This is a genomic window from Actinacidiphila sp. bgisy145, assembly GCF_057708125.1.
The window spans coordinates 49,136-74,878 of the sequence record NZ_JBYIRL010000011.1; the positions used below are offsets into that span (position 1 = coordinate 49,136).

Genomic DNA, 25,743 nt, shown 5'->3' on the forward strand with positions numbered 1-25,743 from the left:
GTACGGGAGCTGCGGGCGCCGGTGCTCAGGCGCCGGGCGCGCTCAACGCGCGGGGTCGTCCGCCGCGCGCTCCAGCAGCCCGGTCCGCGCCGCCAGCGCCGCCGCCTCCAGCCGGGAGCCCACGCCCAGCTTCATCAGCACCCGCTGCACATGCGTGCGGGCGGTGCTCGGCGCGATCCGCATGCCCGCCGCGATCACCCGGGTGTCCTCGCCCTCGGCGACGCGCACCAGCACCTCGACCTCGCGCGGGGTGAGCATCTCCAGCAGCCGGGCGCCCTCGTCGTCGGGCTGCCGGGCCGGGTTGAGCAGTTCGGCGAACGCGCCCTGGAGCAGCTGCTGCGCCACCGCCACCTCGCCGGTCCTGGCCTTGGCCATGGCCCGCTCGACGCCCTCGATCCGCTCGTCGTGCCGGACGTAGCCGGACGCGCCGGCGGCGAAGGCCGCGGCGATGCCGCGCGGGTCGGGCACCGGGCCCAGCACCACCACGGCCACCGTCGGCCGCTCCCGCTTGATCCGCGCGACCGTGTCGAAGGCGCCCGGCTCCGCGGGCGCCGCGGTGCCGAACAGGCAGACCTCGGGCGTCCTGCTGAGCACCAGGTCGGCAGCGCCCGCGGCCGGCGCCGCGGCGGCCAGCACGCGGTGCCCGCGCAGCCTCAGCGCCGAGGCCAGCGCCTCGGCCAGCAGCCGGTGGTCGTCGACCACGACGAGCCGTACACCCATCTCGGGTCTCCCCCATCCCCCGCGGCCCCCACGGCCGCCGGTACCGGTCCCCAGTCCATACCGCGACCGGGCCGGTCCCAACCGCACCCCGTGGTGCGGAAGCACGGGCCGCCGCGGGAACACCCGGTCGGCCGGCGCGCCCGGACGAGCCGGGCGCGCGTCGGTCAGCTGTACGTCACCAGGTATTTCTGGCCGGACTCGCCGGCGTAGACGGTCTTCGAGGCGAGGTAGAGGACGCCGTCGTGCCACACCAGGTAGCGGGAGTCGCCGACGGACTCCAGCCGCTGGTAGGCGTCGCTGCCGAGCGTGGCGTAGGTGCTGATCGCGCCGCTCGACGGGTCGAGGGTGACCAGCCGGCCCGCCTTGTCGTACTGCGGCTCCTCGTAGCCGAGGACCTTGCCGTCCTGGAAGCCGATGCCGGTGATGTCGTAGTTGCCGGTCGGCTTGGCGACCCACTTCTGCTTGCCGTCCGACAGGTTGAACGCCGCGATGCCGCTGAGCACGTTGCCGGAGCCGGAGGTGGCGCCGTCGAGCGTCAGGTAGACGGTGTCCTTGTCGACGAGCACGTTGTGCACGGACTGCACCTCGATGCCGTCGTCGTCGACGTGGTACTTCTTCGTGCCGAGCGAGACCCGCGACTGGAGCTTGCCGTCGACGAGCGAGGCCACGTCGGTGTAGGTGGTGTCCTCGGTGCCGAGCAGCACCACCACCGGGTCGGTGGAGACGACCGCGCTCACCCGCAGCCCGTCGGGCGCGTTCCAGGTCCACTTCGGGGCACCGGACTTGGCCGGGTCGACGACCTGCACCTTGTACGCGGCGTCGTAGTCGCAGTCCAGGACCGCGACGAACTGCGCGCCGCCGGCGTACCCGGAGTCGCGGCAGTTGTCGCCGCTGTCGCCGTCGCCGGCCTGCCACAGCTTCGTCTGGTCGCTGAGCTTGTAGCCGACGGAGCCCTCGCCCCAGGTGATGCCGACCGCGTCGCCGCTGACGGCCATCTCGGCGTAGGTGAACGTCGAGGTGGTGCCGGGCAGCGTCGCCGTCCACAGCGACTTGCCGGTGGCCAGGTCGATCGCCATGATCTTGTCGCACTTGGCGCCGTACTGGATGGCGGTCATGTCCTGGTAGGAGTCACGCGCCGCGGTGCAGTCCGAGCCGCCCGCCGCGGGGATCGTCCACGCCTGGGCGCCGGTGGTGGCGTCGTAGCCGACCACCTTGCCGATCTGGTTCTTCACCACGTACTTGTCGGTGAACCAGATGCCCAGCGAGTCCTTGAGGTTGTCCTTCTCCGCGACGGTGTCGGCGTCCTTGTCCCACTTGAAGTCCAGTTCGGACTTGTGCGCCGCGGTGGTCGGACCGCCGCTGGGGCCGCTGGAACTGGCCTGCGGGTCCGGGTTGTCCTTGCCGCCGCCCCTGGTCGCGAGGTACACGCCGCCGCCGATCACCAGCACCGCGGCCACCACGGCCGCCACGATGACGAACAGCTTGTTCTTCGACCCGCCGGTGCCGGGCCCGCCCGGCTGCATGCCGTACGGGGGCTGCCCGCCGTAGGGCTGCTGGCCGTACTGCGGCGGCGGGGCCTGCTGCGGGTAGCCGTACGGGCCCGGCGGGGGCTGCTGGCCGTAACCGGGCTGGCCGGGCGGGGGCTGCTGGCCGTAGCCGGGCTGGCCGTAGCCCTGGCCGGCGGCGGGCTGCTGCGGCGGCGGGCCGGGGTAGCCGTAGCCCGGGGCGGGCGCCGCCGGGGGCGGCGGGGGCGGGGGTTGAGGCGCCTGCTGCTGGGGGAACGCGGGCTGGGTCGGCGCCGCGTACGGGTTCTGGCCCGGGGGCGGCGGCGACGCGTAGGGGTTGTCCGGCTGCGAAGGGGGCGGCGGCACTGCCCCGCCGGAACTCCCGTACGGGGGCGGGTTGCCGGGGGGCGGGGGCGGCTGCGACATCAGCAGGTCCTTCTTCGGGCCGGGCGAAAGGGCGTGCGGGCTGCGGGCGTGCGGGGCGCGAAGCGCGGGCCATCCGCTCCGGTGCGGTCCGAACGGACACGGCGGCGACGGCCGCGGTCCGGGCGGACGCACTTCGGGCGAATGCGCTTCGGAGGAGCGGAAACTCTTTCTATCACCCGGCCCACTTGACGCCGCGGGCCGCCGCTGTTCCGTTATCAGCCCGCTACACGTCCCCCACCGATGCGGCAACTCCGGCCCGCTCCCGGGCACCCCGCGCGCCCGGCTACGCGTCCTCGGCCAGCTCCAGCCAGCGCGTCTCCAGGTCCTCCCGCTCCTCGCGCAGCGCGCGCAGTTCCGCGTCGAGCGCGGCGACCTTCTCGAAGTCGGTGGCGTGCTCGGCGATCTGGGCGTGCAGTTCGCCCTCGCGCTCGCCGACCTTGTCCAACCGCCGCTCCACGCGCTGGAGTTCCTTCTTCGCCGCGCGGGTGTCGCGGGCGGTGGCGCCCGCACCGGCGGCCGCGCCGGAACCGGCGGCGGCACCCGGCGCCGAACCGGCGCCGCCCGAGGGCCGGTTCGCCTGCTTCTGCCCGGCTGGCGGCGGCGCCGCGGCCGCCAGCAGGGCCTGCCGACGCTCCAGGTACTCGTCCACACCGCGCGGCAGCATCCGCAGCGTACGGTCGCCGAGCAGCGCGAACACCCGGTCGGTGGTGCGCTCCAGGAAGTACCGGTCGTGGCTGATCACCAGCATCGAGCCGGGCCAGCCGTCGAGCAGGTCCTCCAGCTGGGTCAGCGTCTCGATGTCGAGGTCGTTGGTCGGCTCGTCGAGGAAGAGCACGTTCGGCTCGTCCATCAGCAGCCGCAGGATCTGCAGCCGGCGCCGTTCACCGCCGGACAGGTCGCCGACCGGCGTCCACTGCTTCTCCTTGCCGAAGCCGAACCGCTCGCACAGCTGGCCCGCGGTCATCTCCCGGCCCTTGCCGAGGTCGACCCGCTGCCGTACCGACTCCACCGACTGCAGCACCCGCTGCGCGGGGTCGAGTTCGGCCACCTCCTGGGAGAGGTAGGCGAGTTTGACGGTGCGGCCCACCACGACCCGGCCGCGGGCCGGCTGCCGCTCACCGTCGCTGGCCGCCGCCTCGGCAAGGGCGCGCAGCAGCGAGGTCTTGCCCGCGCCGTTCACCCCGACCAGGCCGATCCGGTCGCCCGGACCGAGCTGCCAGGTGATGTGCTCCAGCAGCGTCTTGGGGCCCGCGGTGATCGTCGCGTCCTCCAGCTCGAACACGGTCTTGCCGAGCCGGGAGTTGGCGAACCGCATCAGCTCGGCGCTGTCGCGCGGCGGCGGCACGTCCTCGATCAGCGCGTTGGCCGCCTCGATCCTGAACCGCGGCTTGGAGGTGCGCGCGGGGGCGCCGCGGCGCAGCCACGCCAGCTCCTTGCGCATCAGGTTCTGCCGCTTGGCCTCCTCGGTCGCGGCGATCCGCTCCCGCTCGGCGCGCGCGAACACGTAGTCGCTGTAGCCGCCCTCGTACTCGTAGACGCTGCCGCGCTGCACGTCCCACATCCGGGTGCAGACCTGGTCCAGGAACCAGCGGTCGTGGGTGACGCAGACCAGTGCGGCGCGGCGGGCCCGCAGGTGGCCGGCGAGCCACGCGATGCCCTCCACGTCCAGGTGGTTGGTGGGCTCGTCGAGGACGATCAGGTCCTGCTCGCCGATGAGCAGCTTCGCCAGGGCGATCCGGCGCCGCTCGCCGCCGGACAGCGGGCCGATCACGGTGTCCAGGCCGTCCTGGAAGCCGGGCAGGTCCAGCGCGCCGAACAGTCCGGTGAGCACGTCCCTGATCCGCGCGTCCCCGGCCCAGTCGTGGTCCGGGCGGTCCCCGACGATCTCCTGGCGCACGGTCGCGGCCGGGTCCAGCGAGTCGTTCTGCGTGAGCACGCCCAGCCGCAGGCCGCCCTGCTGCGTCACGCGCCCCGAGTCCGGGTCCTCCAGGCGCGCCAGCATGCGCACCAGCGTCGTCTTCCCGTCGCCATTGCGGCCGACCACCCCGATCCGGTCCCCCTCGGAGACCCCGAGCGACACCCCTTCGAGCAGCATGCGCGTCCCGTAGGTCTTGCTGACGCTTTCGACATTGACGAGGTTGACGGCCACGGACGGCTCTTCCTTGGGGACGGTACGGGGGGTCTATGGGTGCGGGGCGGTGAGAGGCGGGGGTTACGGGGGGTCTGTGGGTGCGGGGGGCTCAGAGGCGGGGGATGCGGGGGTCTATGGGTGCGGGGACAGCGGGGTCAAGGGTAATGCGGGTGAGGGGCATGCCCCCGGGCCGGTCACGGGAGGACGGTGGCGCCCGGAGCCGGAGCGGCGGCGACCCGCGCGGACGTGCCGAGCGCGTCGGCGATCTTCACCGCGCCCGCCTCGTCCGCGGCGAGGAAGGCCACGGTCGGCCCGGACCCGGAGACGATCCCGGCCAGCGCCCCGGCCCCGCGCCCTGCGGCGATCGTGTCGGCCAGTGCCGGACGCAGGGACAGCGCCGCGTCCTGGAGGTCGTTGACCAGCACCCGGGCGAGCGCATGCGGGTCCCCCGCGGCCAGCGCGGCCACGAGCGCCGGGTCCGCGGCGGGCTCGGCCACCTCGCCGGCCAGATCCCCGCTGCCGCCCGCCCGGCGCAGCCGGTCACACTCCCGGTACACCTCGGGCGTCGACAGCCCGCCGTCGGCCAGCGCGAACACCCAGTGGAACGTACCGCTGACCTCCAGCGCGGTCAGCCGCTCCCCGCGCCCGACCCCGAGCGCGGCGCCGCCGAGCAGCGGGAACGGCACGTCGCTGCCGAGCTCCCCCGCGATCCGCAGCAGCTGCGGGGTCGGCGTGTCCAGCCCCCACAGCGCGTCGCAGGCCAGCAGCGCGCCCGCCCCGTCGGCGCTGCCCCCGGCCATCCCCCCGGCCACCGGGATGTCCTTGGCGATGTGCAGATGGACGTCCGGCTCGATGCCGTGGAGTTCGGCGAGCGCGATCGCGGCCCGCGCGGCGAGGTTCGTACGGTCCAGCGGGATGCCCTCGACGTCCCGCCCCTGCGCGGTGACCGTCAGCCCGTCCGCGGGCGCCGCGGTCACCTCGTCGTACAGGCCCACCGCGAGGAACACGTTCGCCAGGTCATGGAAGCCGTCCGGCCGCCGCCCGCCGACGGCGAGCTGCACGTTGACCTTGGCGGGCACACGGACGGTCACGGCGGTCACGATCAGATTCTCCTCGGTTCGTACGACATTCGAAGTTCGCGTCGGGCGGGGCGGGTCGGGTCGGGTCCGGGGCAGGTCCGGGGGCGCGGGGCCGTCACACCGCGCGGTGCTCGGCGATCGCCGCGAACTCCTCCACCGTCAGCGCCTCGCCGCGCGCCTGCGGCGGCACCCCCGCGGCGACCAGGGCCGCCTCCGCGGCCGCCGCCGACCCGGCCCACCCGGACAGCGCGGCCCGCAGCGTCTTGCGGCGCTGCGCGAAGGCCGCGTCCACCACGGCGAACACCTCCGCCCGGGTCGCCGTGGTCTTCGGCGGGTCGCGCCGCACCAGGGACACCAGGCCGGAGTCGACGTTCGGCGCGGGCCAGAAGACGTTGCGCCCGATCGAGCCCGCGCGCCGTACCTCCGCGTACCAGTTCGCCTTCACCGACGGCACCCCGTACACCTTGTTGCCGGGCGTCGCCGCGAGCCGGTCGGCGACCTCGGCCTGCACCATCACCAGCGTCCTGCGGATGCTCGGGAAGGTGGCGAGCATGTGCAGCAGCACCGGCACCGCCACGTTGTAGGGGAGGTTCGCCACCAGCGCGGTCGGCGGTGGGCCGGGCAGCTCGGCGAGGGCCATCGCGTCGCTGTGCACCAGCGTGAAGTCCCCGGCCCGCGCCGGCAGCCGCGCGGCGACGGTCGCGGGCAGCGCGCCCGCCAGCACGTCATCGATCTCGACGGCGGTGACCTTGCCCGCGGTCTCCAGCAGTGCCAGCGTGAGCGACCCGAGCCCCGGTCCGACCTCCGCCACCACGTCGTCCGGCCCGACCTCCGCGGTGCGCACGATCCGCCGTACGGTGTTCGCGTCGATCACGAAGTTCTGGCCGCGCTGCTTGGTCGGCCGCACCCCCAGCGCGGTGGCCAGCGCGCGCACGTCGGCCGGTCCGAGCAGGGCGCCGGGCGCTTCGGGGTCTGTCGTACTCACACCCGCAAGGCTATCCGCAGCCGTCAGTACCCGAAGACCCGCGCCGTGTTCCGGGCCACCGCCGCCGCCACGGTGTCCTCGTCCTCGCCCCTGGCCGCGGCCATCGCGCGCAGGGTGACCGGGATCAGGTAGGGCGCGTTGGGCCGCCCGCGGTGCGGCACCGGGGTGAGGAACGGCGCGTCGGTCTCCACCAGCAGCAGGTCCAGCGGTGCGGCGGCCACCGCGTCCCGCAGGTTCTGCGCCGACTTGTAGCTGACGTTCCCGGCGAAGGACATGTAGTAGCCGCGCTCGGCGCACAGCCGCGCCATGGCCGCGTCTCCGGAGAAGCAGTGGAAGAGCACCGTGTCGGGGGCGCCCTCCTCCTGAAGGATGCGCAGTACGTCGTCGTGCGCCTCCCGGTCGTGGATGACCAGCGCCTTGCGGTGCCGTTTGGCGATCGCGATGTGCCGGCGGAAGGAGTGCGCCTGGGCCTGCGCGCCGTCGGGCCCGGTGCGGAAGTAGTCGAGCCCGGTCTCGCCCACGCCCCGCACCTGCGGCAGCGCTGCCAGGGTGTCGATCTCGTCGAGCGCCGCTTCCAGGGCCGCCGTCCCGCCCGGCTCCCGGTCGCCCTGGCGCGACCAGTGGTCGGGGTCGCCGTGCACGATCCGGGGCGCCTCGTTGGGGTGCAGCGCCACCGCCGCCCAGATCTGCTCGTACTGCGCCGCGGTGCGCGCCGCCCAGCGCGAGCCCTCCAGGTCGCAGCCGACCTGGATCAGGGTCCGCACCCCTACCGCGGCGGCCGCCTCGAGTGCCTCCTCCACGGTGCCCGACTGCATGTCCAGGTGCGTGTGGGAGTCGGCGACCGGGACGCGCAGCGGCTCGGGGGCGGGCGCGGGCTCGGCGTTGTTCTTCGTCGGCATGCGTCCGATCCTAGGGAGCCGCGCGGCGGGCGGTCCGCGGCGGGGCGGCGTGCCCGCGGTGCAGCAGCGCGAGCAGCGACCAGTGGCGTACGTGCGGTGCGGCGGGCGGCTGCTCCTGCTTCGCTTGCGGGTGCGCGGCGCCCGGCGTGTGCGGGGCGCTCGACGTGTGCGCGGAGCTCGGCGTGTGCGTGTGCGTGTGCGTGTGCGCGTGCCAGCGCGACACCGCCTCGTCGACCTGGCCGGCGCGCATGATGCGCACCAGGTGGCCGCCGCAGTTCCCGCAGCTGGGCCGGGTCAGCGGCGAGGGGACCGCGGCGCCGTCGGCCAGGTACGTCACGTAGGGGCGGCCCGAGGTGTCGACATGGTGCTCGATCTCGTACGCCTGCTCCCAGCCGTGCCCGCAGCGCATGCACGCGAAGGAGTACGCCTCCCTGACGTTGGCCGGGTCCGTGCGCCCGGCAGCCCACCCGGCCGTACGCCCGTTTGCGGGCCCGCTTCCGATTCCGCTTCCGCTTCCGCCGGTGTCGCTCATGGCCACTCCTGGGCCCGCCGGACACCCTGCCCGACCGGGACTTCCCACCTACCAGCGAACGCCCGGCCGGGCCCGGCCGCAGCACTCCGAGACGAGACTTGGGTCAGATTTGGCGTGTTTGTGGGAGATCGGCGGGGTCGTCTTGCCCGGCCCTTCGTGTCAGCCGGGCCGCACGCCGGGTAAGCGCCGTATACGTCACCGGCGTGCTCGTACCCGCAGGTTCTTTAAGAGGCGGACCCGTGTCCGCGGGTTCTTTAAGGAGGCGGGCTCGTATCCGCAGGTTCTTTAAGGAGGCGGACTCCGCCCGCCTTCACGTCTTCGCGTGCTTGGCCGCCACCACCGCGTCGAACACGTCCCGCTTCGGCACGCCCGCCTCCACGGCGACCGCCGCGATCGCCTCCTTGCGGCGCTCCCCGGCCGCCTCCCTGGCCGCGACCCGCCGTACGAGCTCTTCGGGTGCCACGTCGCCCGGTTCCGGGGCGGGGGCGCCCTCGACCACCACGGTGATCTCGCCCCTCACCCGTTCGGCGGCCCAGCGCGCCAGCTCCGCGAGCGGGCCGCGCCGCACCTCCTCGTACGTCTTGGTCAGCTCCCGGCACACCGCGGCGCGCCGCTCGGCGCCGAACACCTCCGCCATGGCCGCCAGGGTGTCGTCGATCCGGTGCGGCGCCTCGAAGTACACGAGCGTGCGGCGGTCGGCCGCGACCTCCTTGAGCCTGGCCAGCCGCTCCCCCGGCTTGCGCGGCAGGAAGCCCTCGAAGCAGAACCGGTCCACCGGCAGGCCCGAGACCGCCAGCGCGGTCAGCACCGCCGACGGCCCCGGCACCGCCGTCACCCGTACCCCGCGCTCCACGGCGGCGGCCACCAGCCGGTAGCCCGGGTCGGACACCGACGGCATGCCCGCGTCCGTCACCAGCACCACCCGCGCGCCACCCTCCAGCGCGTCGGCCAGTTCGCCGGTACGGGCCGCCTCGTTCCCCTCGAAGTACGACACCACGCGGCCGGCCGGTTCCACGCCGAGCGCCTGGGTCAGCCGGCGCAGCCGCCGGGTGTCCTCGGCCGCCACGACGTCGGCCGCGGCGAGTTCGGCGGCCAGCCGGGGCGGGGCGTCCGCGACGTCGCCGATCGGCGTGCCGGCCAGGACCAGGAGGCCCTGCCCGGGGGCGGCCTCGGGCCGGACGACGGGGTGGGCCGGGCCTTCGGACGGGTCTTCGGCCCGGTCTTCGGACGGGCCTTCGGAGGGATCTTGGGACGAATCTTCGGAGGAGCTGGTCACGGACCGAGTCTAGGTGCGGCCTCGTACGCGGCCCGGCCCGCCGGCCCGCCCCGCGGACCCGGCAGACGGACCGGCGCGCGGATCACGCACACGGATCGCGCGCTCGGATTACCGGACAAAGCCGCCTCCCGGTGCGTACAGCTCATCGCAATCTCAGACGCTTTCCCTACGATGGCCCGGTGACGAGTGAGACCGTGGCGCAGGACCGTGCGCAAAAGGGCGTCCGGGCAACGGCGGAGCCGAGCGCGTGGGCGCGGCGGCTGCGGGGGTTCGGGCACGTCGGAACGCCCCGGACCGACACCCGCGAGCGCCTGGTCCCCCCGTTCCCCGAACCCGGGACCAGGATCTGGCAACGGCTCGGGCTGAGCCCGCGCCTGGCCCACCTGGCGGCGAAGTGGTCCGGCTGGCTCGGCCCCCTCCTGGTCGCCGTCCTCGCGGGCGGCCTCCGCTTCTGGCACCTCGGCAGCCCGCGCGCAGTCGTCTTCGACGAGACGTACTACGCCAAGGACGGCTGGTCGATGATCAAGTACGGCTACGAGGGCACGTGGCCGGACGGCAAGGTCTCCAACCCGCAGATCCTCGCGCACCCGCAGGTCATCCCGCTGTCCAAGATCGGCAGCTATGTGGTGCACCCGCCCGCCGGCAAGTGGCTGATCGGCGCGGGCGAGTGGGTGTTCGGCCTGAACCCCTTCGGCTGGCGCTTCATGACGGCCGTGGTCGGCACCCTGGCGGTGCTCCTGCTCTGCCGGATCGGTCGGCGGCTGTTCCGCTCCACCGCGCTCGGCTGCATCGCGGGCACCTTGATGGCGGTCGACGGGCTCGAGTTCGTGATGAGCCGCACCGCGCTGCTCGACCTGTTCATCATGTTCTTCGCGCTGGCCGCGTTCGGCTGCCTGCTGGTCGACCGCGACTGGTCCCGCGCCCGCCTGGCCGCGGCCCTCCCGGTGGACGGTGACGGCTTCGCCGGGCCCGACGACGCCGTCGGCTCCCGCCAGGGCATGGGCTGGCGCCCCTGGCGCGTCGCCGCGGCCGTGCTCCTCGGCCTCGCCGCTTCCAGCAAGTGGAACGGCATGTACTTCCTCGCCTTCTTCATGATCCTCACGCTGCTGTGGGACGTCGGCTCACGGCGCGTCGCCGGCTCCCGCAGCCCGTACCTGGCCGTCCTGCGCAAGGACTTCGGCTGGTCGGTGCTCACGATGCTGCCGATCGCCGTGGTCACCTACCTGCTCACCTGGACCGGCTGGTTCCTGTCCAGCGACGGCTACGACCGGCACTGGGCCGACGGCCGCGGCGGACTCTGGTCCTTCATCCCGGCCCCGCTGCGCAGCCTGTGGCACTACGAGCACGACGTGTACAAGTTCAACGTCGGCCTGCACACCTACCACCCCTACCAGTCCAACCCCTGGAGCTGGCTGGTCCTGGGCCGGCCGGTCTCGTACTACTTCGAGTCCCCGAAGATCGGGCAGGACGGCTGCACCGCCACCGAAGGCTGCGCCCGCGAGATCCTCGCCCTCGGCACCCCGCTGCTGTGGTGGTCGGCCTGCTTCGCCCTCGTCTACCTGCTCTACCGCTGGATCGCCCGCCGCGACTGGCGCGCCGGCGCGATCCTCTGCGCCGCGGGCGCCGGCCTGCTCCCCTGGTTCCACTACCAGGACCGCACCATCTTCTACTTCTACGCCGTCGCCTTCGTGCCCTACCTGTGCCTCGCGGTCACCATGATGATCGGCGCCTTCCTCGGCCCACGCGAAGCCACCGAGACCAGACGCATGTGGGGCGCCGTCGGCGCCGGCACCCTCGTACTCCTCATCATCTGGAACTTCATCTACTTCTTCCCGATCTACACGGGCATGACGATCCCCTACCACTCCTGGCAGGCCAGGATGTGGCTGGACTCCTGGATCTGACCGGCATCAGGTCATGACCTCTCCCCCTCCGGTCCTCAAGTCCTCTTGAGGACCAGAGGGGAAGAGGTGCTGAGGTGTTCAGATGCCGAGGTGCTGAGGTGCTGAGGTGCTGCCCTACTCGTCCGCGAGGGCGTTCGTGAAACCCGGGTTGCTGGGCAGGATGCCGCCGTCCACCGGGAGGGTGACCCCGGTGATCCAGGAGGCGTCCCGCGACGCGAGGAACGCGACGGCCGCGGCGATGTCGGCCGGCTCACCGATCCGTCCCAGCGGATACACCTCCGCGGCCTTGGCGAGCGATGCCTCGCGCCCCGCCCACGCCGGGGTGCGGATCGTGCCGGGCGCCACGAGGTTGACCCGCACCCCGTCCGGCGCCGCATGCACCGCGAGGGTGCGGGTCAGTGACACCAGGCCGGCCTTGGCCGCGCTGTAGGAGTGGTTGCCGAAGTACGACAAGCCGTTGACCGAACCGATGTTGACGATCGCGCCGCGCCGCCGGGGCGCGTTCATGAGGTGCGGAAGAGCGGCGCGCGAGCATCTCATCGCACCGCTGAGGGTGACATTGAGGTCGTGCTGCCACGACTCGTCAGTCTCAAGGGTGAAGTCGTCATGGTGCTCACCGCACGAGTAGGCGTTGTTCACCAGGACATCCAGGGTGCCGAACACGTCGACCGCGCGGGTGATCGCCGCGTCCACCGAGGCGCGTTCCGCGACGTCGCAGCGCACCGCCTCCGCCCGGCCGCCGTCCGCCCGGATCGCGGCGGCCGTACGCGACGCCGCCACGCCGTCCAGGTCGGCGATGAGCACCCCCGCTCCCTCGTCGGCGAATCTGCGCGCCGTCGCCTCACCGATGCCGCGAGCCGCCCCGGTCACCACCACGCCGTACCCGTCAAAGCGTCCAGTCACCCGTTCAGCGTAGGCACTGGCGAACCGCCCTGGCCAGAGCCTGGGCCCGGGGGTCCGCGGTGACGTTGCGCTGCAGCCCGTTGGTGACGTACGCGAAGCCGATCCCGCTCTCCGGGTCCGCGAAACCGAGCGACCCGCCGCGCCCCGGGTGCCCGAACGACCCCGCGACCAGCAGCGGCGAGGCCGGCCCGTGCAGCATGAAGCCCAGCCCGAAACGGGTGTTGACGACCAGCACCCGGTCCGGCCCGTCCGCCTCCATGGTGCGCGCCGCCGCCAGGGTGTCAGGGTCGAACAGCCGCCGCCCCACGCCCGTGGCCAAGCCGCCGCCGGCCCCGCCGTCCGCCGCTTCGGTTGTCGCTTCGGTTGTCGCTTCGGCCGTCACGTCGCCGAGCAGCGCCGCGTAGCAGCGCGCCAGCGACCGCGCCGTGGTGATGGTGCCCGACGCCGCCAGCTCGCCGGCCTGGTAGCCGGGGTCGTTCTCGTCCGGCGGCGGCGTGATCGCGGCGAACGCCCGGCTGGTGAGCGACTCGGGGTCGCCGTAGGCGTCCTTGACGCTGCGCTTCGGGCGGGCGCGCAGCCCGCCGGACGCGGGCGGCTCGGGAGTGCTGACGGGGCCGATCCGGCCGACGCGGTGCGCCTGGTCGTCGGGCAGTCCCATCCACAGGTCGAGGCCGAGCGGCCCGGCCAGTTCCTCGGCGACGTACCGGCCGATGCTCCGGCCGCTGACCCGCAGCACCAGTTCCCCGACCAGCCAACTGAACGTCTGCGCGTGGTAGCCGTGCTCGCGCCCCACCGGGAACAGCGGCGCCTGGGCGGCGACCGCCCGCGGCCCCGACACCCCGTCGACCGCCTCCTGCGGCGTGAGCGGCGTGTCCAGCGCGGGGACCCCGGCCCGGTGCGCCAGCACGTCCCGCACCGTCACCCGGTCTTTGCCCGCCGCCTTGAACTCGGGCCAGTACGTGTACACGGGCGCGTCGAGGTCCAACTGCCCGCGCTGGTGGAGCAGCAGCAGGCACACCGCCCCGACCCCCTTGCCCGCCGACCTGACGACCTGCGCGGTATCGCGCCGCCACGGCCCGCCGCCGTCGAAGCCCGTACGCCCGGCCCACAGGTCCACCACCGGCCGGCCGTCGTGGTAGAGCGCCACGGCGGCCCCGACGTCCCCGCGCCGCCCGAAGTTCTCCGCGAAGGTCTCCCGCACCGGCTCCCAGCCGTCCGCGACCGCCCCATGCACCGTCGTGGCGCCGTCCGCGCCTTCGTGCCCGCCGTACGCGTCCTGCGCGCCCTCGCCGCTCATCCTCCGTGCCCTCCCGGAACACACCCCCGCCCACCTGCCCCGTACCCCCCGATCGTACGAACCGGCGGCGGGCGGCACGCGACGGGCCCGCGGCGGGGCCGTCCCGGTCGTGGTGACCCGGGAGCGGCCCCACCGCGGGCCTGGTGGGGGGATTCGCCGCCTTACCTGCCGAGGACGGTCAGGAGGCTACGACAGCGGCGGGTACGCGTTCTGCAGGAGCTGGTGGAACTGTGCCGAGAACCAGTGGCCCGCGAGCGGCGAGTCCGGCAGGGCGCCGGTCGGGTTGTTGCCGTTGCGCGCGTTGCCGCCGTAGGTCGGGTCGCACATCTGGTCGAAGCCCTTGCCCTCGTCGTTGGCGATGGCCTTGCTCGAACCGTCCGACTCACCCGGGGGCTTGATCCACACGTAGGCGTCCAGCCCTGCGGCCGGGGCCGCGGTCGGGCGCTCGCCGATGCCGGCGCCGGACTGGTTGCACCAGTTGCCGGCGTGGATGCGCCGGTCGATCCGGCCGCCGTCCACATAGGTGTCGACGCTGGTGGTGGCACCCGGACCGGTGGGCCGCGCCGATCCGCCCCAGCCATTGCGGCCGGTGTCGATCAGCATCCCTATATTGCTGTCGAAGCCGACGCTGACCAGTTCGGTGCGCAGGGCGGTGGCGTACGACTGCTCGTCGACGTAGTTGTTCCAGTCGACCCACTTGGACTGCCGCACGGTCGTGCCGTTGACGCTGTCGGTCACCTTGAAGTTGGGCTCCACGGTGGCGCTGTAGTTCGCCGTGTTGGTGATGAAGCCCTGCACGTCGTGGACGGTCGCGCCACTGGTGGTGGCGGCCTTCAGGAACTCCTGCGCGGCGGGGACGAAGTTGCTGTCCCAGCCGAGCCACGCGTGGTGGCCGGCGTCGATGTAGTTGTAGGTGTTCGGCAGCGCGCCGAGCTTGGCGAGCGCGTAGCCGACGCCCTTCTCGTAGTTGCCGTTGGCCTTCATGGTGGCGCAGGCGGCCGTCGAGCCCGCCTCACCGCTGGCGTTGGTGACGATGTTCGGCAGCGAGTCCGGCTCGATGATGTTGACGATCCGGAGGTTCGCGTACGCCGGGTCCGACATGATCGACGTGATCGGGTCGATGTACTGCGTCTCGTACGTCGACAGGTCGTCCGGGCCCAGCTCGCCGTTGGAGGCGAGCGCGGAGCAGTCGCGGCCGGGCAGGTCGTAGATGACGAACTCGACCGTCAGCGGCTGGCCGCCCGCCTGCGCGACCGCCTCGTCGAGGTGGTCCTTGAGGCCCATGGCGCCGTCGGCACCGCCGATCGCGGCGATCCGGTCCAGCCAGACCGCGGTCGACTGGCCGGCGATCGCCGAGCCGCCGTCGGCGGACGCCTCCGCCGACCACTCCGGGTTGACGTACCCCTTCGCACCCACGTACGGGTTGTCCACCCGCTGGCCGTCGCCGCCCGTCGGCGGGGGGGTCGTGCTGCCGCCAGTGGTGCTGCCGCCGGTGGTGGTACCGCTGGTGGTACTACCGCCAGTGGTACTGCCTCCAGTGGTGCTGCCGGTGGTGCCGCCGCTGCCGGTGCCGCACGCGACGCCGTTCAGCGTGAACGCGGTGGGCACCGCGTTGGTGCCGCTGTACGACCCGTTGAAGCCGAAGCTGACCGTGCCGTTGGCGGCCAGCGCGCCGTTGTACGACAGGTTCGACGCGGTGACGGCCGCGCCGCTCTGGCTGATGTCCGCGCTCCAGCCCTGCGTCACCTTCTGGTTGCCGGCGAACGACCAGCCGACCTTCCAGCTCGTGGCCGCCGCGCCGTTGTTGGTGACCGTCACGGACGCGGTGAAGCCGCTGTCCCACTGGGACGACACGGTGTAGTCGACCGAGCAGGCGCTGGACGCCGCTTGGGCGGTGGTGCTGCTCAACGCCGCCGCCACAGCGCCGGAGGCGACGACGAGCGCCCCTGCGGCCAGTGCGGCCGTTCTCCTTCGAATGATCGGAACTGCCATGCGAACGACCCTCCATTGGGGGGATGGACCCTCGACACTCCGTCGAAAGGTCATGGGAGGTGGTGCCGTTGGTGCGTGGTGCAGTTACACGCTCTTAACGTGGGAGCGCTCCCATAGTGAGGAGCCTCCCTATCCCTGTCAATGCTTGAAACACAACCCGGGCACAGGCTCCGCAAGACCCCCAGCTCAGGGTCGCGTTGCTGCGGCGGGCGCGCACGGGCGATGTCGCGCACTCCGACCACCTGCCGTTGACATGCCGTCAAGTGATGTACAGAACCGCTTATTGACGTGCCATGGTGCTTCGACTGCTCGTACGGGTGACCGCTGGGGCCGTACAGGTGAGGTCGCAGACGCTGGGCAGCGGGCAGCGGGCACCGGGCGGCGAGGCGCAGTCACCTGAACGGGTGAGGTCGCATGGGGTGCGGGGCGCGGCAGCGCGAAGGGGGCGGGAGGGTGAACGCACATTCACCTGCTGTCGGGGCGGCCGTCCGCCGCCTTGGTGCTGCTCGCCGGGGAGGCCGGGGAACCGGTTCGTACGCAACCCCTTGCCGCGCCGACACGGTCGCGTAACGTGCTCCCCTGAGGTTCTACCGGCGAGTAAGGATGACCGAGGGAGCGGGCCGATGGCGCTGGACGCGGACGTCGTGGTGGTGGGCGCGGGGCTGGCCGGACTCGTGGCCACGGTGGAACTGGCCGAGGCGGGCCGCAAGGTGATCCTCCTCGACCAGGAGCCGGAAGCGTCCCTGGGCGGGCAGGCCTTCTGGTCGTTCGGCGGGCTGTTCTTCGTCGACTCCCCCGAGCAGCGCCGGATGCGCATCAAGGACAGCGCGGACCTCGCCTGGCAGGACTGGCTCGGCACCGCGGGCTTCGACCGCCCCGAGGACCACTGGCCGCGCCGCTGGGCGGAGGCCTACGTGCACTTCGCCGCCGGCGAGAAGCGCGCCTGGCTGCACGACCGCGGCCTGCGGGTCTTCCCGGTGGTCGGCTGGGCCGAACGCGGCGGCTTCCTGGCGACCGGCCCCGGCAACTCTGTGCCGCGCTTCCACATCACCTGGGGCACCGGCCCGGGTGTCGTCGCGCCCTTCGAGCAGCGGGTGCGCGACGCGATCGCCCGCGGCCGTGTCGAGTTGCGCGTCCGGCACCGGGTGACGTCCCTGACGAAAACCGACGGCGCCGTGGACGGCGTGGCGGGCGAGGTGCTGGCGCCGAGCGGCGTGGCCCGCGGCGTGGCCAGTTCCCGCGAGGTCGTGGACGACTTCGAACTGCGCGCCCAGGCCGTGGTGGTCACATCCGGAGGCATCGGTGGCAACCACGACCTGGTGCGCGCCGCCTGGCCGAAGCGTCTGGGCACCGCACCCGCCAAGCTGCTGTCCGGCGTCCCCGCGCACGTCGACGGCCTGATGCTCGGCATCACCGAGGCCGCGGGCGGCCGCCTCATCAACGGCGACCGCATGTGGCACTACACCGAGGGCATCGAGAACTGGAACCCGATCTGGGCCCGGCACGGCATCCGCATCCTGCCCGGCCCGTCCTCCCTGTGGCTGGATGCGACCGGCAAGCGGCTGCCGGTGCCGTATTTTCCCGGCTTCGACACCCTGGGCACCTTGGAACACATCATGAGCACCGGGCACGAGTACACGTGGTTCGTCCTCACCCAGAAGATCATCGAGAAGGAGTTCGCGCTGTCGGGCTCCGAGCAGAACCCGGACCTGACCGGAAAGAGCGTGCGCGAGGTGTTCAAGCGGGCGCTGCCGGGCGCCCCGGGGCCGGTCGAGGCGTTCAAGCAGCACGGTGTCGACTTCGTCGTCGAACGCGACCTGGGCGCCTTGGTGCGCGGCATGAACGCGATCACGGGCGACGGCCTCATCGACGAGGCCGCGCTGCGCGGCGAGATCGAGGCCCGCGACCGGGAGATCGCCAACACCTACACCAAGGACCTCCAGGTCACCGCGATCCGCGGTGCCCGCAACTACATCGGCGACAAGCTGGTGCGCACCGCCGCCCCGCACCGCCTGCTCGACCCGAAGGCCGGCCCGCTCATCGCGGTCCGGCTCAACATCCTCACCCGCAAGTCGCTGGGCGGCCTGGAAACCGATCTGGACGGCCGTGTGCTGGCCGGAGCCGCCCCCGGCGGCGAAGAGGGCGCGGCGGGCCGGGGCGAGCCTCTGGCGGGCCTGTACGCGGCCGGCGAGGCGGCCGGGTTCGGCGGCGGCGGGATGCACGGCTACCGGTCCCTGGAGGGCACGTTCCTCGGCGGCTGCCTGTTCTCGGGGCGTACGGCGGGGCGCGCGGCGGCTCGCGCCACGGCGTGAGCGCAAGTGCGTCCGTGCGCCGGGCGCGAGGCGATCCGCGCCCGGGCGCGCGGTATCCGTGTGGGGCGTACTGGTGCAGGGCGGGGGCGCGCGGCGGCGTGAAAAGTTGCCCGCCCCGCGGGCGCCCCGAACCATGGGAGGGGTGAGCGACGGCGCGTACCTCCGGTTCCCCCACCTGCACGGCGACCTGCTCAGTTTCGCCGCGGAGGACGACATCTGGGTGGCCCCGCTCGGGCCGCCGGGCAGCGCTCCCGGGCGCGCGTGGCGGGTGACCGCCGACCGCACCCGGGTCGGCGTGCCCCGCATCTCACCCGACGGCGCCTCCATCGCTTTCACCACCTGGCGCAGCCTGGACCCCGAGGTGTACGTCGTCCCCGTGGACGGGGGCTCCCCGCGCCGCCTCACCTACTGGGGCAGTTCCGACACCCGGGTGTGCTCCTGGACGCCTGACGGCCACATCCTCGCGGTCTCCTCACACGGCCAGCCGTTCGCCTATCACACCTGGGCGCACAGCGTGCCGACAGAGCACGAGCCCGGCGCCCCGCTGCCCTGGGGGCCGGTCTCCGACATCGCCGTGCACGACTGCGAGGACGGGGAGCGGCGCACCCTGCTGCTCACCGGCACCCCGCCGCACGAACCGCACGCCTGGAAGCGCTACCGCGGCGGTGCCACCGGCCGCCTGTGGCTGCACGGCGAGCGCCTGGTGGCCGAACTCGACGGTCACCTGTCGTCCCCGATGTTCGTCGCCGGACGCATCGCGTTCCTCTCCGACCACGAGGGCATCGGCAACCTGTACTCCTGCCGCCCCGACGGCAGCGACCTGCGCCGCCACACCGACCACGCGGACTTCTACGCCCGGTCCGCCGCCACGGACGGCAGCCGCGTCGTCTACCAGTGCGCGGGCGCCCTGTGGCTGGTCGACGACCTGTCCGCCGACGCCGCCCCCCGCCGCCTGGATGTGCGCCTGGGCGGGCCGCGCAGCGGCCGCCGCCCCTACCAGGTGCCGGCCGCCTCCAACCTCGACGGCCTCGCCATGGACCGCACCGGGCGCGCCAGCGCCGTCTGCGTGCGCGGCAGCCTGTACTGGCTCACCCACCGCGACGGCCCCGCCCGCACCATCAGCGACGTCCCCGGCGCCCGGGTGCGGCTGCCGGAGATGCTCGGCGACACCGGCCTGGTCGCCTACGTCACCGACATCGAGGGCGAGGACGGCATCGAACTCGCCCACCTGCCGGGGCACGCCTCCCGCGCCCTCACCCGCGGCCCCGAGAGCGTCGGCGACATCCCCGGCGACTATGCGGCCGACCTCGTCTTCGCCCCGCGCAACGGCGTCAGTGGCGACATCGCCGCCGATGTCGTCCCGGTCGGCGGGCCGGCCGTCACCGGAGCGGTCCGCTGGATCAGCGACCTCACCCGTGCGGGTGGGTCGGCGGGCGCGAAGGTGACGCCGGGCGAAGTCACCCGCCCGGGTGATACGGGCCCCCAGTCCTACGCCCCTGCCGGCGGCGACAGCGACCGGGGCGACGGCACCGACGGCGCCACAGGCCCGAGCCCCTTCGGCGACGCGCCCGACACCCCGCACGCGCGCTTGGCGGTCGGCCGCCTGGGGCGCGTCACGGAACTGGTCTCCTCGCCCGACGGCGCCGTCCTCGCCGTCGCCGCCCACGACGGGCGGCTGCTGCTGGTGGCGACCGGCGAGGGCGACCCCGACGACGAGTACGGTCCGCCCCGCCCGCCCGTCGCGACAGGCACCGTCGACGAACTCGTCCGCTCCACCAACGGCCCGGTCCGCGACCTCGCCTTCTCCCCCGACTCCGCGTGGCTGACCTGGTCGCATCCAGGCGTCGGGCGCTCGCTGCGGTCCATCAAGATCGCCCGGCTCACCGACCACACCATCATCGACGTGACCAACGGCCGCTTCGAGGACGAGCAGCCGGTCTTCACCCGGGACGGCCGCTACCTGGCCTTCCTGTCGTGGCGCGGCTTCGACCCGGTGTACGACGTGCACACCGGCGACCTGTCCTTCCCCCTGGGCTGCCGCCCCTACCTGGTGCCGCTGAACTCCGCGACGCCCTCGCCGTTCGCGCTGCGGGTCGACGGCAGCCCCGTCGGCAGCGGCCTGGACCCGGGCGAGGGCGGCAGCGACGGACCGGTCGTGGTGGAGGCTGAGGGGCTTCCCAGCCGGGTGACGCCCTTCCCGGTCCCCGCGTCGAAGTACAGCGCTCTGGAGCCCGTCCAGGGCGGTCTGGTGTGGCTTCGGTGGCCGATCTCGGGTGCGCTCGGCGAGACGTTCGTCAATCCGACCGACCCGTCGGCCCGCCCGAGCCTGGAGTACTTCAACCTCGGGAAGTCCAAGCGCGTCGAGCTGGTCCGCCACATGGACTGGTACGCCGTCAGCGGCGACGGCCAGCGCCTGGCCGTCTTCGACGAGGGCGAACTCGCCGTGCTGCCCGCCAACGAACGGGGCGACGACGACTCCACCGTCTACGTCGACATGCGCCGCATCCTGCACGAGGTGGAGCCGACCGCCGAGTGGCGCCAGTCGTACGCGGAGGCCGGCCGCCTCATCCGCGACTTCTTCTGGGCACCGGACATGTGCGGCGTCGACTGGCCCGCGGTCCTCGACCAGTACCGGCCGCTGGTCGAACGCGTCGCCACACCCGACGAGTTCGCCGACCTGCTGCGCGAGGTGCTCGGTGAGCTGGGCACCTCGCACGCCTACGTGCAGCCCGCCCGCCGCAACGAAGGCCCCCCGCACTACCAGCGGCCCATCGGGCTGCTCGGCGCCGACTTCCAGCGCACCAAGGAAGGCGACTGGGCGGTCGCCCGCATCCTGCCCGGCGAGTCGTCGGACTCCAAGGCGCGCTCGCCGCTGGCCGGCACGGGCATCCGCGAGGGTGCCGTCCTCACCCACGTCGACGGCCGCCGCGTCGACCCCCAAGCGGGCCCGTACCCCCTGCTGTCGGGCGCGGGCGGCACCAGCGTGGAACTCACCTTCTCCCCGCCCGGCGGCCGCGGCGCGCCCCGCCGCATCGCCGTGGTACCCCTCGTGGACGACCGTCCGCTGCGCTACCAGCACTGGGTGGCCAAACGGCGCAGCGTCGTCCGGCACCTCAGCGGCGGCCGCTGCGGCTACCTGCACATCCCCGACATGGGCGGCTCGGGCTGGGCACAGTTCAACCGCGACCTGCGCAAGGAAGTCGCCTACGACGCCCTGCTGGTGGACGTACGCGGCAACGCAGGCGGCAACATCAGCGAACTGGTCATCGAGAAGCTCACCCGCACGGTGCTCGGCTGGGACGTCACCCGCAACGCCCAACCGGTGTCCTACGCGGGCAACGCCCCGCGCGGCCCGGTCGTCGCGGTCGCCGACGAGGCCACGTCGTCCGACGGCGACATGATCACCGCCGCGTTCAAACTGCTGCGGCTCGGCCCGGTCGTCGGCCTGCGCACCTGGGGTGGCGTCGTCGGAATGACCGGCCGCCACCGCCTGGGTGACAACACCGTCATCACCGTCCCGATGAACGCCGCCTGGTTCGACGCCTACGGCTGGTCCATCGAGAACCATGGCGTCGCACCCGACATCGAGTGCCTGCGCACCCCGCTGGACTGGGCGGAAGGCAGGCACGGCCAACTCGCCGTCGCTGTCCGCGAGGCACTGTCGCTGCTCGGCGAACACCCGGCGGCGGTACCGCCCGACCTGTCGTCCCGCCCCAACCGCGCCCGCCCGCCGCTGCCCCCGCGCTCCTAGGGTGCGGACCAGCAACGCAGAAGGGGCGCCCGCAGGGGGCGCCCCTTCCGTGTCACGGCGTCCGCGCGCTGCGCGACGCCGGTGTCAGCTCAAGAACGTCAGGCCTGGTCGTCCTGGCTGCCGTCCTCGGACTCGCGGCCCATGCGACGCGACACCTGGTCCTCGAGGTCGGAACGGCGCTCCTGCGCCTCCTGGCGCATGCCGCGCTGGGCCTGCTCGGGGTTCTGAGCATCGGCGGACTTGTCCCGCCGGTCGCCACGCGCGCCCTTGGCCTGCTCGGCGTAGTCCTCAGCCTTGTCCTTGAACTGATCGAAAGCACCCATGGTGACTCCTCCTGTGGAGTTGGGGAATGGGGCCTCGACAAGAGTTACATGACCGGACACCCCTCGCATCCTGGACAAATAACCTCAGGTCAGCGCGCGGTTACAGCTACGGAGCGGTGTGGGCGGACGTCCTCGCCGACTCGTCCGCGGCGCCTCCCTTGCCGACCAGTCCGCGCCGTGCCCCCGGCGCGCGGTCCAGCGCCGCGCCGGCCCGGCGCATCTCCCGCTGCCCCAGCGCGCCGCCGATCACCGACGGAAGATAGCCGCGCACCGGTTGCATGCCGCGCAGCCACCACTGCGCGTACACGTGAGGCGAGCGCCGTACGATCCCGGCGACCAGCCGGTCAACCGCCGGTTCCAGGGGATACGTTCGGTTCGTCGGCCAGGGAAGCCGCGCACGCATGGTGCGCAGGGCGTCGTCCTCGTCGGCGCCGCGCACCATGTCGGTGTCGGTCCAACTCAGGTACCCCACTCCGACCTTGACACCCTTGGGGCCCATCTCGGCGCGCAGGCTGTGCGCGAACGCCTCGACCCCCGACTTGCTCGCGCAGTAGGCGGCCATCAAGGGTGCGGGGGTGATCGCCGCGAGTGATGCGATCTGCAGAAAATAGCCGTGCGAGTCGACGAGCGCCGGCAGGAACGCCCGCGCGGTCGAGATGCTGCCCAGCAGGTTGACCTGGATCACCCGATCGAAGGCATCGGGGTCGGACTCGAGGAACGGCCCTCCGGTGGCGACGCCCGCGTTGGCGACGGCGATGTCGATCCGCCCGAAGTGTGCGCGGACCTCCGCGGCCACTTCGGCCATCGCCGCCCGGTCGGTGACATCGGCGGTCCAACTGGCGGCCTCTCCTCCCAGTGACGCGGCGACGTTCTTCAGTTCGTCGGGCTCCAGGCCGACCAGCGCCAGCCGGGCGCCGCGCGCGGCGAGTTTGCGGGCGAGCAGTTCACCGACGCCGCGCGCCGCGCCGGTGACCACCACCACCCGGCCGTTCAACGACGTTGCGCTCATGCGCTCTTCTCCTCCACGCCGTCGGCCGCCACCCGGCCGGCCTCCACACCTTCGGGCGCCGCGGCGCCCGTCAGGTGATCGGACGCCATGCCACGTATCGCCGCTTCCACGCTGCCCGCGTCCTCCAGCGGCGTCATGTGGCCGCGGCCGGGCAGCTCGGTCACCCCGACGCAGTGCGGCAGCGCGGCGGCGATGCGGTACGTGTGCACCTTGGGAGTCAGTTTGTCGACAGTTCCGACGATGACGGCGGTGGGCGCGGTCAACTTGGGCACCTGGGTGTCCAGGTCCAGCGCGGCCAGCACCTTGCCCCACTCGGAACGCTGCCGCGGCCGGCAGGCGTGCACCATGCGCGCACAGGACGTCACCTGTTCGGGTGACGACCCCGGGCCCATCACCCCGTATTTCAGCGCCGCCTTGGCAGCCGGCGTCACCGGGCCCAGAGGCAGCCTGGAGACGAGGATCTGGCGGTGCAGTACGTCACGCAGCCAGCGGGCGCTCAGTCGCGGCGGCAACACCTGCGTCGTGCGGACCAGCCGGCTGCCGCCGGTGCTCACCAGCAGCACCGCGGCGGCGTGCTCGCGCACGGCGGGGCGGTCGGAGGCCGCCATGATCGTCATGCCGCCCATGGAGTGGCCGACGAGCAGCGCGCGCTCGCCCTTCGACAAAGTCGTCTCCAGTACGGCTTCCAGGTCGTCGGCCAGCATGCTCGTGTCGTAGCCCTCGCGCACCGCGGACGAGCCGCTGAGGCCGTGGCCTCGCTGGTCGTAGGCGATCAGCCGGAAGTCCGACGCCAGGGCGCGCACGACCGGCGCCCACAGCAGTGTCGAGCACGTCCACCCGTGCGCCAGCACCACCGGGGGCGCGTCGCTGCGGCCGTACTCCTCGACGTTCAGGCGGGTCCCGTCCGCGGATACCGCGGTCAGGGTCCTGCGCGGCTGGACCGCCTCGTACAGCGTCGTCATGACGCCACCTCCACAGCTCGCCCGGACGCGGGCCCGGCGATCGGCCGGCCCGCGGGTGCCAGTAGGTCGTACTCGGAGAGTTTCAACTGCTTGGTGGCGCGCCGGAACTCCGCCGTGGTGCCCGGCCAGGCCGTCGTGTTGCGGCCGTTGGCGTCCAGGTACCAGCTCTTGCAGCCACCGGTGTTCCACACGGTGCGCGCCGCACGGCGCTGCATCTCCTCGTTCCACGCGGCGACCGCCGCCGGTTTCGCATCCAGGGCGGCGGCGCCCGAACGCTCCAGCGTGCGCATGTAGTCCGCGACGTAGTTGAGGGACGACTCGATCATCAGGATCATCGAACTGTTCCCCAGGCCGGTGTTCGGCCCGATGATGAACAGGAAGTTCGGGAAGCCGTCGACGGTGCAGCCGCGCAGGGCGGCCATGCCGTTCTTCCAGTGCTCCTTCAGGCTGAGGCCGTCCGCGCCGATGACGCGGTCGCCGATCGGCATGTCGGTGACGTGGAACCCGGTCCCGAAGATGATCGCGTCGACCTCGCGCTCGGTGCCGTCGGCCGTGACCACCGACGACCCCCGCACCTCGGCGAGCGCCGAGGTGACCACCTCGGTGTTGGGCTGCGCGAGCGCCGGATAGTAGGCGTTGGACAGCAGGATGCGCTTGCATCCGATGGTGTAGTCCGGGGTGAGGCGAGCGCGCAGCCCAGGGTCCTTGACGGACCGCCTCAGGTGTCCGCGCGCGATCCGCTCGGCAGCCTTCATCAGCTTCGGCTGCTTCACGAACGCGCCGACCTGGAACTCCCGGATCAGCCACAGCACCGCCCGGCGCATCTTGGCGGTGCCGGGCACCGTGCCGTGCAGCCACCGCTCCGCCGCACCGATCGGACGGTCCACCCGCGGCATCACCCACGGCGGGGTGCGCTGGATGACAGTCAGCTTCCCTACTTCCGGCTGGATCGACGGCACGATCTGGATCGCCGAAGCACCGGTGCCGACCATGGCGACGCGCTTGCCCTTGAGGTCGAAGTCGTGGTCCCAGCGCGAGGAGTGGAACACGTTCCCGGGGAAGCTCTCGATGCCGGGCACATCGGGGATCTTCGGGTCGGACAGCGGGCCGGTCGCGGAGACCACGACATCGGCGGTCAACTCGCCGCGGGCCGTCTTCAGGTGCCAGTGCCGCGCCTCGGCGTTCCAGCGCGCCAGCTGCACCTCCGCGCCGAAGCGCAGGTGCTGCCGCAACCCGAAGGTGTCGGTGACCCGTTCGAGGTAGGCGCGGATGTGCTCCTGACCGGAGAAGGCCCGTGGCCAATCGGGGTTCGGGGCGAAGGAGAACGAGTACAGGTGCGACGGTACGTCGCAGGCGCAGCCCGGGTAGCTGTTGTCGCGCCAGGTGCCGCCCACCGCCTCCGCCCGCTCGAGGATCACGAAGTCGGTGATCCCCTCCCGACGCAACCTGACCGCGGCCCCCAGGCCGCCGAAGCCGGACCCGATCACCGCCACCCGCACGTGCTCGATGTCGTCGTCCATGGCACCGCCTCCCACGTCGCCAATCGCGCCAGCAATCACTGGCACAGTTGGACTGTAGGGCACCTACCGTTACCTCCGGTAGGGGTAGGTCCGGATTTCGCCCGCCCGGATCGCCGCGGAAAACCCCCGAAGCGCGCCTTGAACGCCGACTGGACGCCCGCAGGGCGTGATCCCGTCCAGGAACACCGCTGCCGGGCAACAGAAGGCGAGAGGGCTG

The 25,743-nt window shown here is 72.9% G+C and carries 18 protein-coding genes; 3 read left to right on the forward strand and 15 right to left on the reverse strand.

Going from position 1 to position 25,743, the window contains the following annotated elements; translation table 11 throughout:
- Positions 1–42: 42 nt before the first annotated feature.
- The 8 genes from AC3ERT_RS12315 to rsmI form a co-directional block, all read right to left on the reverse strand.
- Positions 43–720, reverse strand: a complete 678-nt coding sequence (locus AC3ERT_RS12315; RefSeq protein WP_335971014.1) for a helix-turn-helix transcriptional regulator — start codon at positions 718–720, stop codon at positions 43–45.
- Between the two features lie 164 nt (positions 721–884).
- Complete coding sequence (locus AC3ERT_RS12320) at positions 885–2,651, reverse strand: outer membrane protein assembly factor BamB family protein (protein WP_435173982.1); 1,767 nt, start codon at positions 2,649–2,651, stop codon at positions 885–887.
- Positions 2,652–2,934: 283 nt separating this feature from the next.
- Positions 2,935–4,800, reverse strand: a complete 1,866-nt coding sequence (locus AC3ERT_RS12325) for an ABC-F family ATP-binding cassette domain-containing protein (protein ID WP_435131202.1) — start codon at positions 4,798–4,800, stop codon at positions 2,935–2,937.
- Between the two features lie 176 nt (positions 4,801–4,976).
- The gene (locus AC3ERT_RS12330; RefSeq protein ID WP_435174064.1) at positions 4,977–5,885 is read right to left on the reverse strand and encodes a 4-(cytidine 5'-diphospho)-2-C-methyl-D-erythritol kinase; all 909 of its coding nucleotides are present in this window, start codon (positions 5,883–5,885) and stop codon (positions 4,977–4,979) included.
- Positions 5,886–5,976: 91 nt separating this feature from the next.
- Complete coding sequence (gene rsmA, locus AC3ERT_RS12335; protein WP_335971008.1) at positions 5,977–6,846, reverse strand: 16S rRNA (adenine(1518)-N(6)/adenine(1519)-N(6))-dimethyltransferase RsmA; 870 nt, start codon at positions 6,844–6,846, stop codon at positions 5,977–5,979.
- 23 nt (positions 6,847–6,869) lie between these two features.
- Positions 6,870–7,745: a TatD family hydrolase gene (locus AC3ERT_RS12340; RefSeq protein ID WP_435131204.1), complete on the reverse strand. Its 876-nt coding sequence runs from the start codon at positions 7,743–7,745 to the stop codon at positions 6,870–6,872.
- A 10-nt stretch (positions 7,746–7,755) separates the two neighbouring features.
- Positions 7,756–8,277 (reverse strand): hypothetical protein, encoded by a 522-nt coding sequence (locus tag AC3ERT_RS12345; RefSeq protein WP_435173984.1) that lies wholly within the window; start codon positions 8,275–8,277, stop codon positions 7,756–7,758.
- Between the two features lie 310 nt (positions 8,278–8,587).
- Positions 8,588–9,424: a 16S rRNA (cytidine(1402)-2'-O)-methyltransferase gene (gene rsmI, locus AC3ERT_RS12350; RefSeq protein ID WP_435131338.1), complete on the reverse strand. Its 837-nt coding sequence runs from the start codon at positions 9,422–9,424 to the stop codon at positions 8,588–8,590.
- Between the two features lie 323 nt (positions 9,425–9,747).
- Between rsmI and AC3ERT_RS12355 the strand changes: the two genes are divergently transcribed.
- A complete protein-coding gene (locus AC3ERT_RS12355; protein WP_435131340.1) occupies positions 9,748–11,457 on the forward strand; it encodes a dolichyl-phosphate-mannose--protein mannosyltransferase in 1,710 nt (569 codons plus the stop codon).
- A 114-nt stretch (positions 11,458–11,571) separates the two neighbouring features.
- On the opposite strand, the gene AC3ERT_RS12360 is transcribed toward AC3ERT_RS12355, so the two are convergent.
- The 3 genes from AC3ERT_RS12360 to AC3ERT_RS12370 form a co-directional block, all read right to left on the reverse strand.
- Positions 11,572–12,360: an SDR family NAD(P)-dependent oxidoreductase gene (locus AC3ERT_RS12360; protein ID WP_435131207.1), complete on the reverse strand. Its 789-nt coding sequence runs from the start codon at positions 12,358–12,360 to the stop codon at positions 11,572–11,574.
- 4 nt (positions 12,361–12,364) lie between these two features.
- On the reverse strand, positions 12,365–13,657 hold the full coding sequence (locus tag AC3ERT_RS12365; RefSeq protein ID WP_435173986.1) for a serine hydrolase domain-containing protein: 1,293 nt from the start codon (positions 13,655–13,657) through the stop codon (positions 12,365–12,367).
- A gap of 186 nt (positions 13,658–13,843) precedes the next feature.
- The gene (locus tag AC3ERT_RS12370) at positions 13,844–15,649 is read right to left on the reverse strand and encodes a glycoside hydrolase family 6 protein (RefSeq protein ID WP_435173988.1); all 1,806 of its coding nucleotides are present in this window, start codon (positions 15,647–15,649) and stop codon (positions 13,844–13,846) included.
- 623 nt (positions 15,650–16,272) lie between these two features.
- Here AC3ERT_RS12370 and AC3ERT_RS12375 point away from each other — a divergent pair.
- Positions 16,273–17,961, forward strand: a complete 1,689-nt coding sequence (locus AC3ERT_RS12375; protein ID WP_435173990.1) for an FAD-binding dehydrogenase — start codon at positions 16,273–16,275, stop codon at positions 17,959–17,961.
- Positions 17,962–18,094: 133 nt separating this feature from the next.
- Positions 18,095–21,712, forward strand: coding sequence for a S41 family peptidase (locus AC3ERT_RS12380; RefSeq protein ID WP_435173992.1), 3,618 nt, complete (start codon positions 18,095–18,097; stop codon positions 21,710–21,712).
- Positions 21,713–21,810: 98 nt separating this feature from the next.
- Here the strand turns inward: AC3ERT_RS12380 and AC3ERT_RS12385 are convergent, their stop codons facing one another.
- The 4 genes from AC3ERT_RS12385 to AC3ERT_RS12400 all read right to left on the reverse strand — a co-directional run bounded on the left by AC3ERT_RS12385 (position 21,811) and on the right by AC3ERT_RS12400 (position 25,526).
- Positions 21,811–22,035: a hypothetical protein gene (locus AC3ERT_RS12385; protein ID WP_335970996.1), complete on the reverse strand. Its 225-nt coding sequence runs from the start codon at positions 22,033–22,035 to the stop codon at positions 21,811–21,813.
- 106 nt (positions 22,036–22,141) lie between these two features.
- The gene (locus tag AC3ERT_RS12390) at positions 22,142–23,044 is read right to left on the reverse strand and encodes an SDR family oxidoreductase (RefSeq protein WP_435173994.1); all 903 of its coding nucleotides are present in this window, start codon (positions 23,042–23,044) and stop codon (positions 22,142–22,144) included.
- Positions 23,041–24,006, reverse strand: coding sequence for an alpha/beta fold hydrolase (locus AC3ERT_RS12395; RefSeq protein WP_335970994.1), 966 nt, complete (start codon positions 24,004–24,006; stop codon positions 23,041–23,043). The genes AC3ERT_RS12390 and AC3ERT_RS12395 overlap by 4 nt, the downstream gene beginning before the upstream one ends.
- Complete coding sequence (locus AC3ERT_RS12400; protein ID WP_435173996.1) at positions 24,003–25,526, reverse strand: flavin-containing monooxygenase; 1,524 nt, start codon at positions 25,524–25,526, stop codon at positions 24,003–24,005. Before AC3ERT_RS12400 ends, AC3ERT_RS12395 begins: the two co-directional genes overlap by 4 nt.
- Positions 25,527–25,743 lie beyond the last annotated feature (217 nt).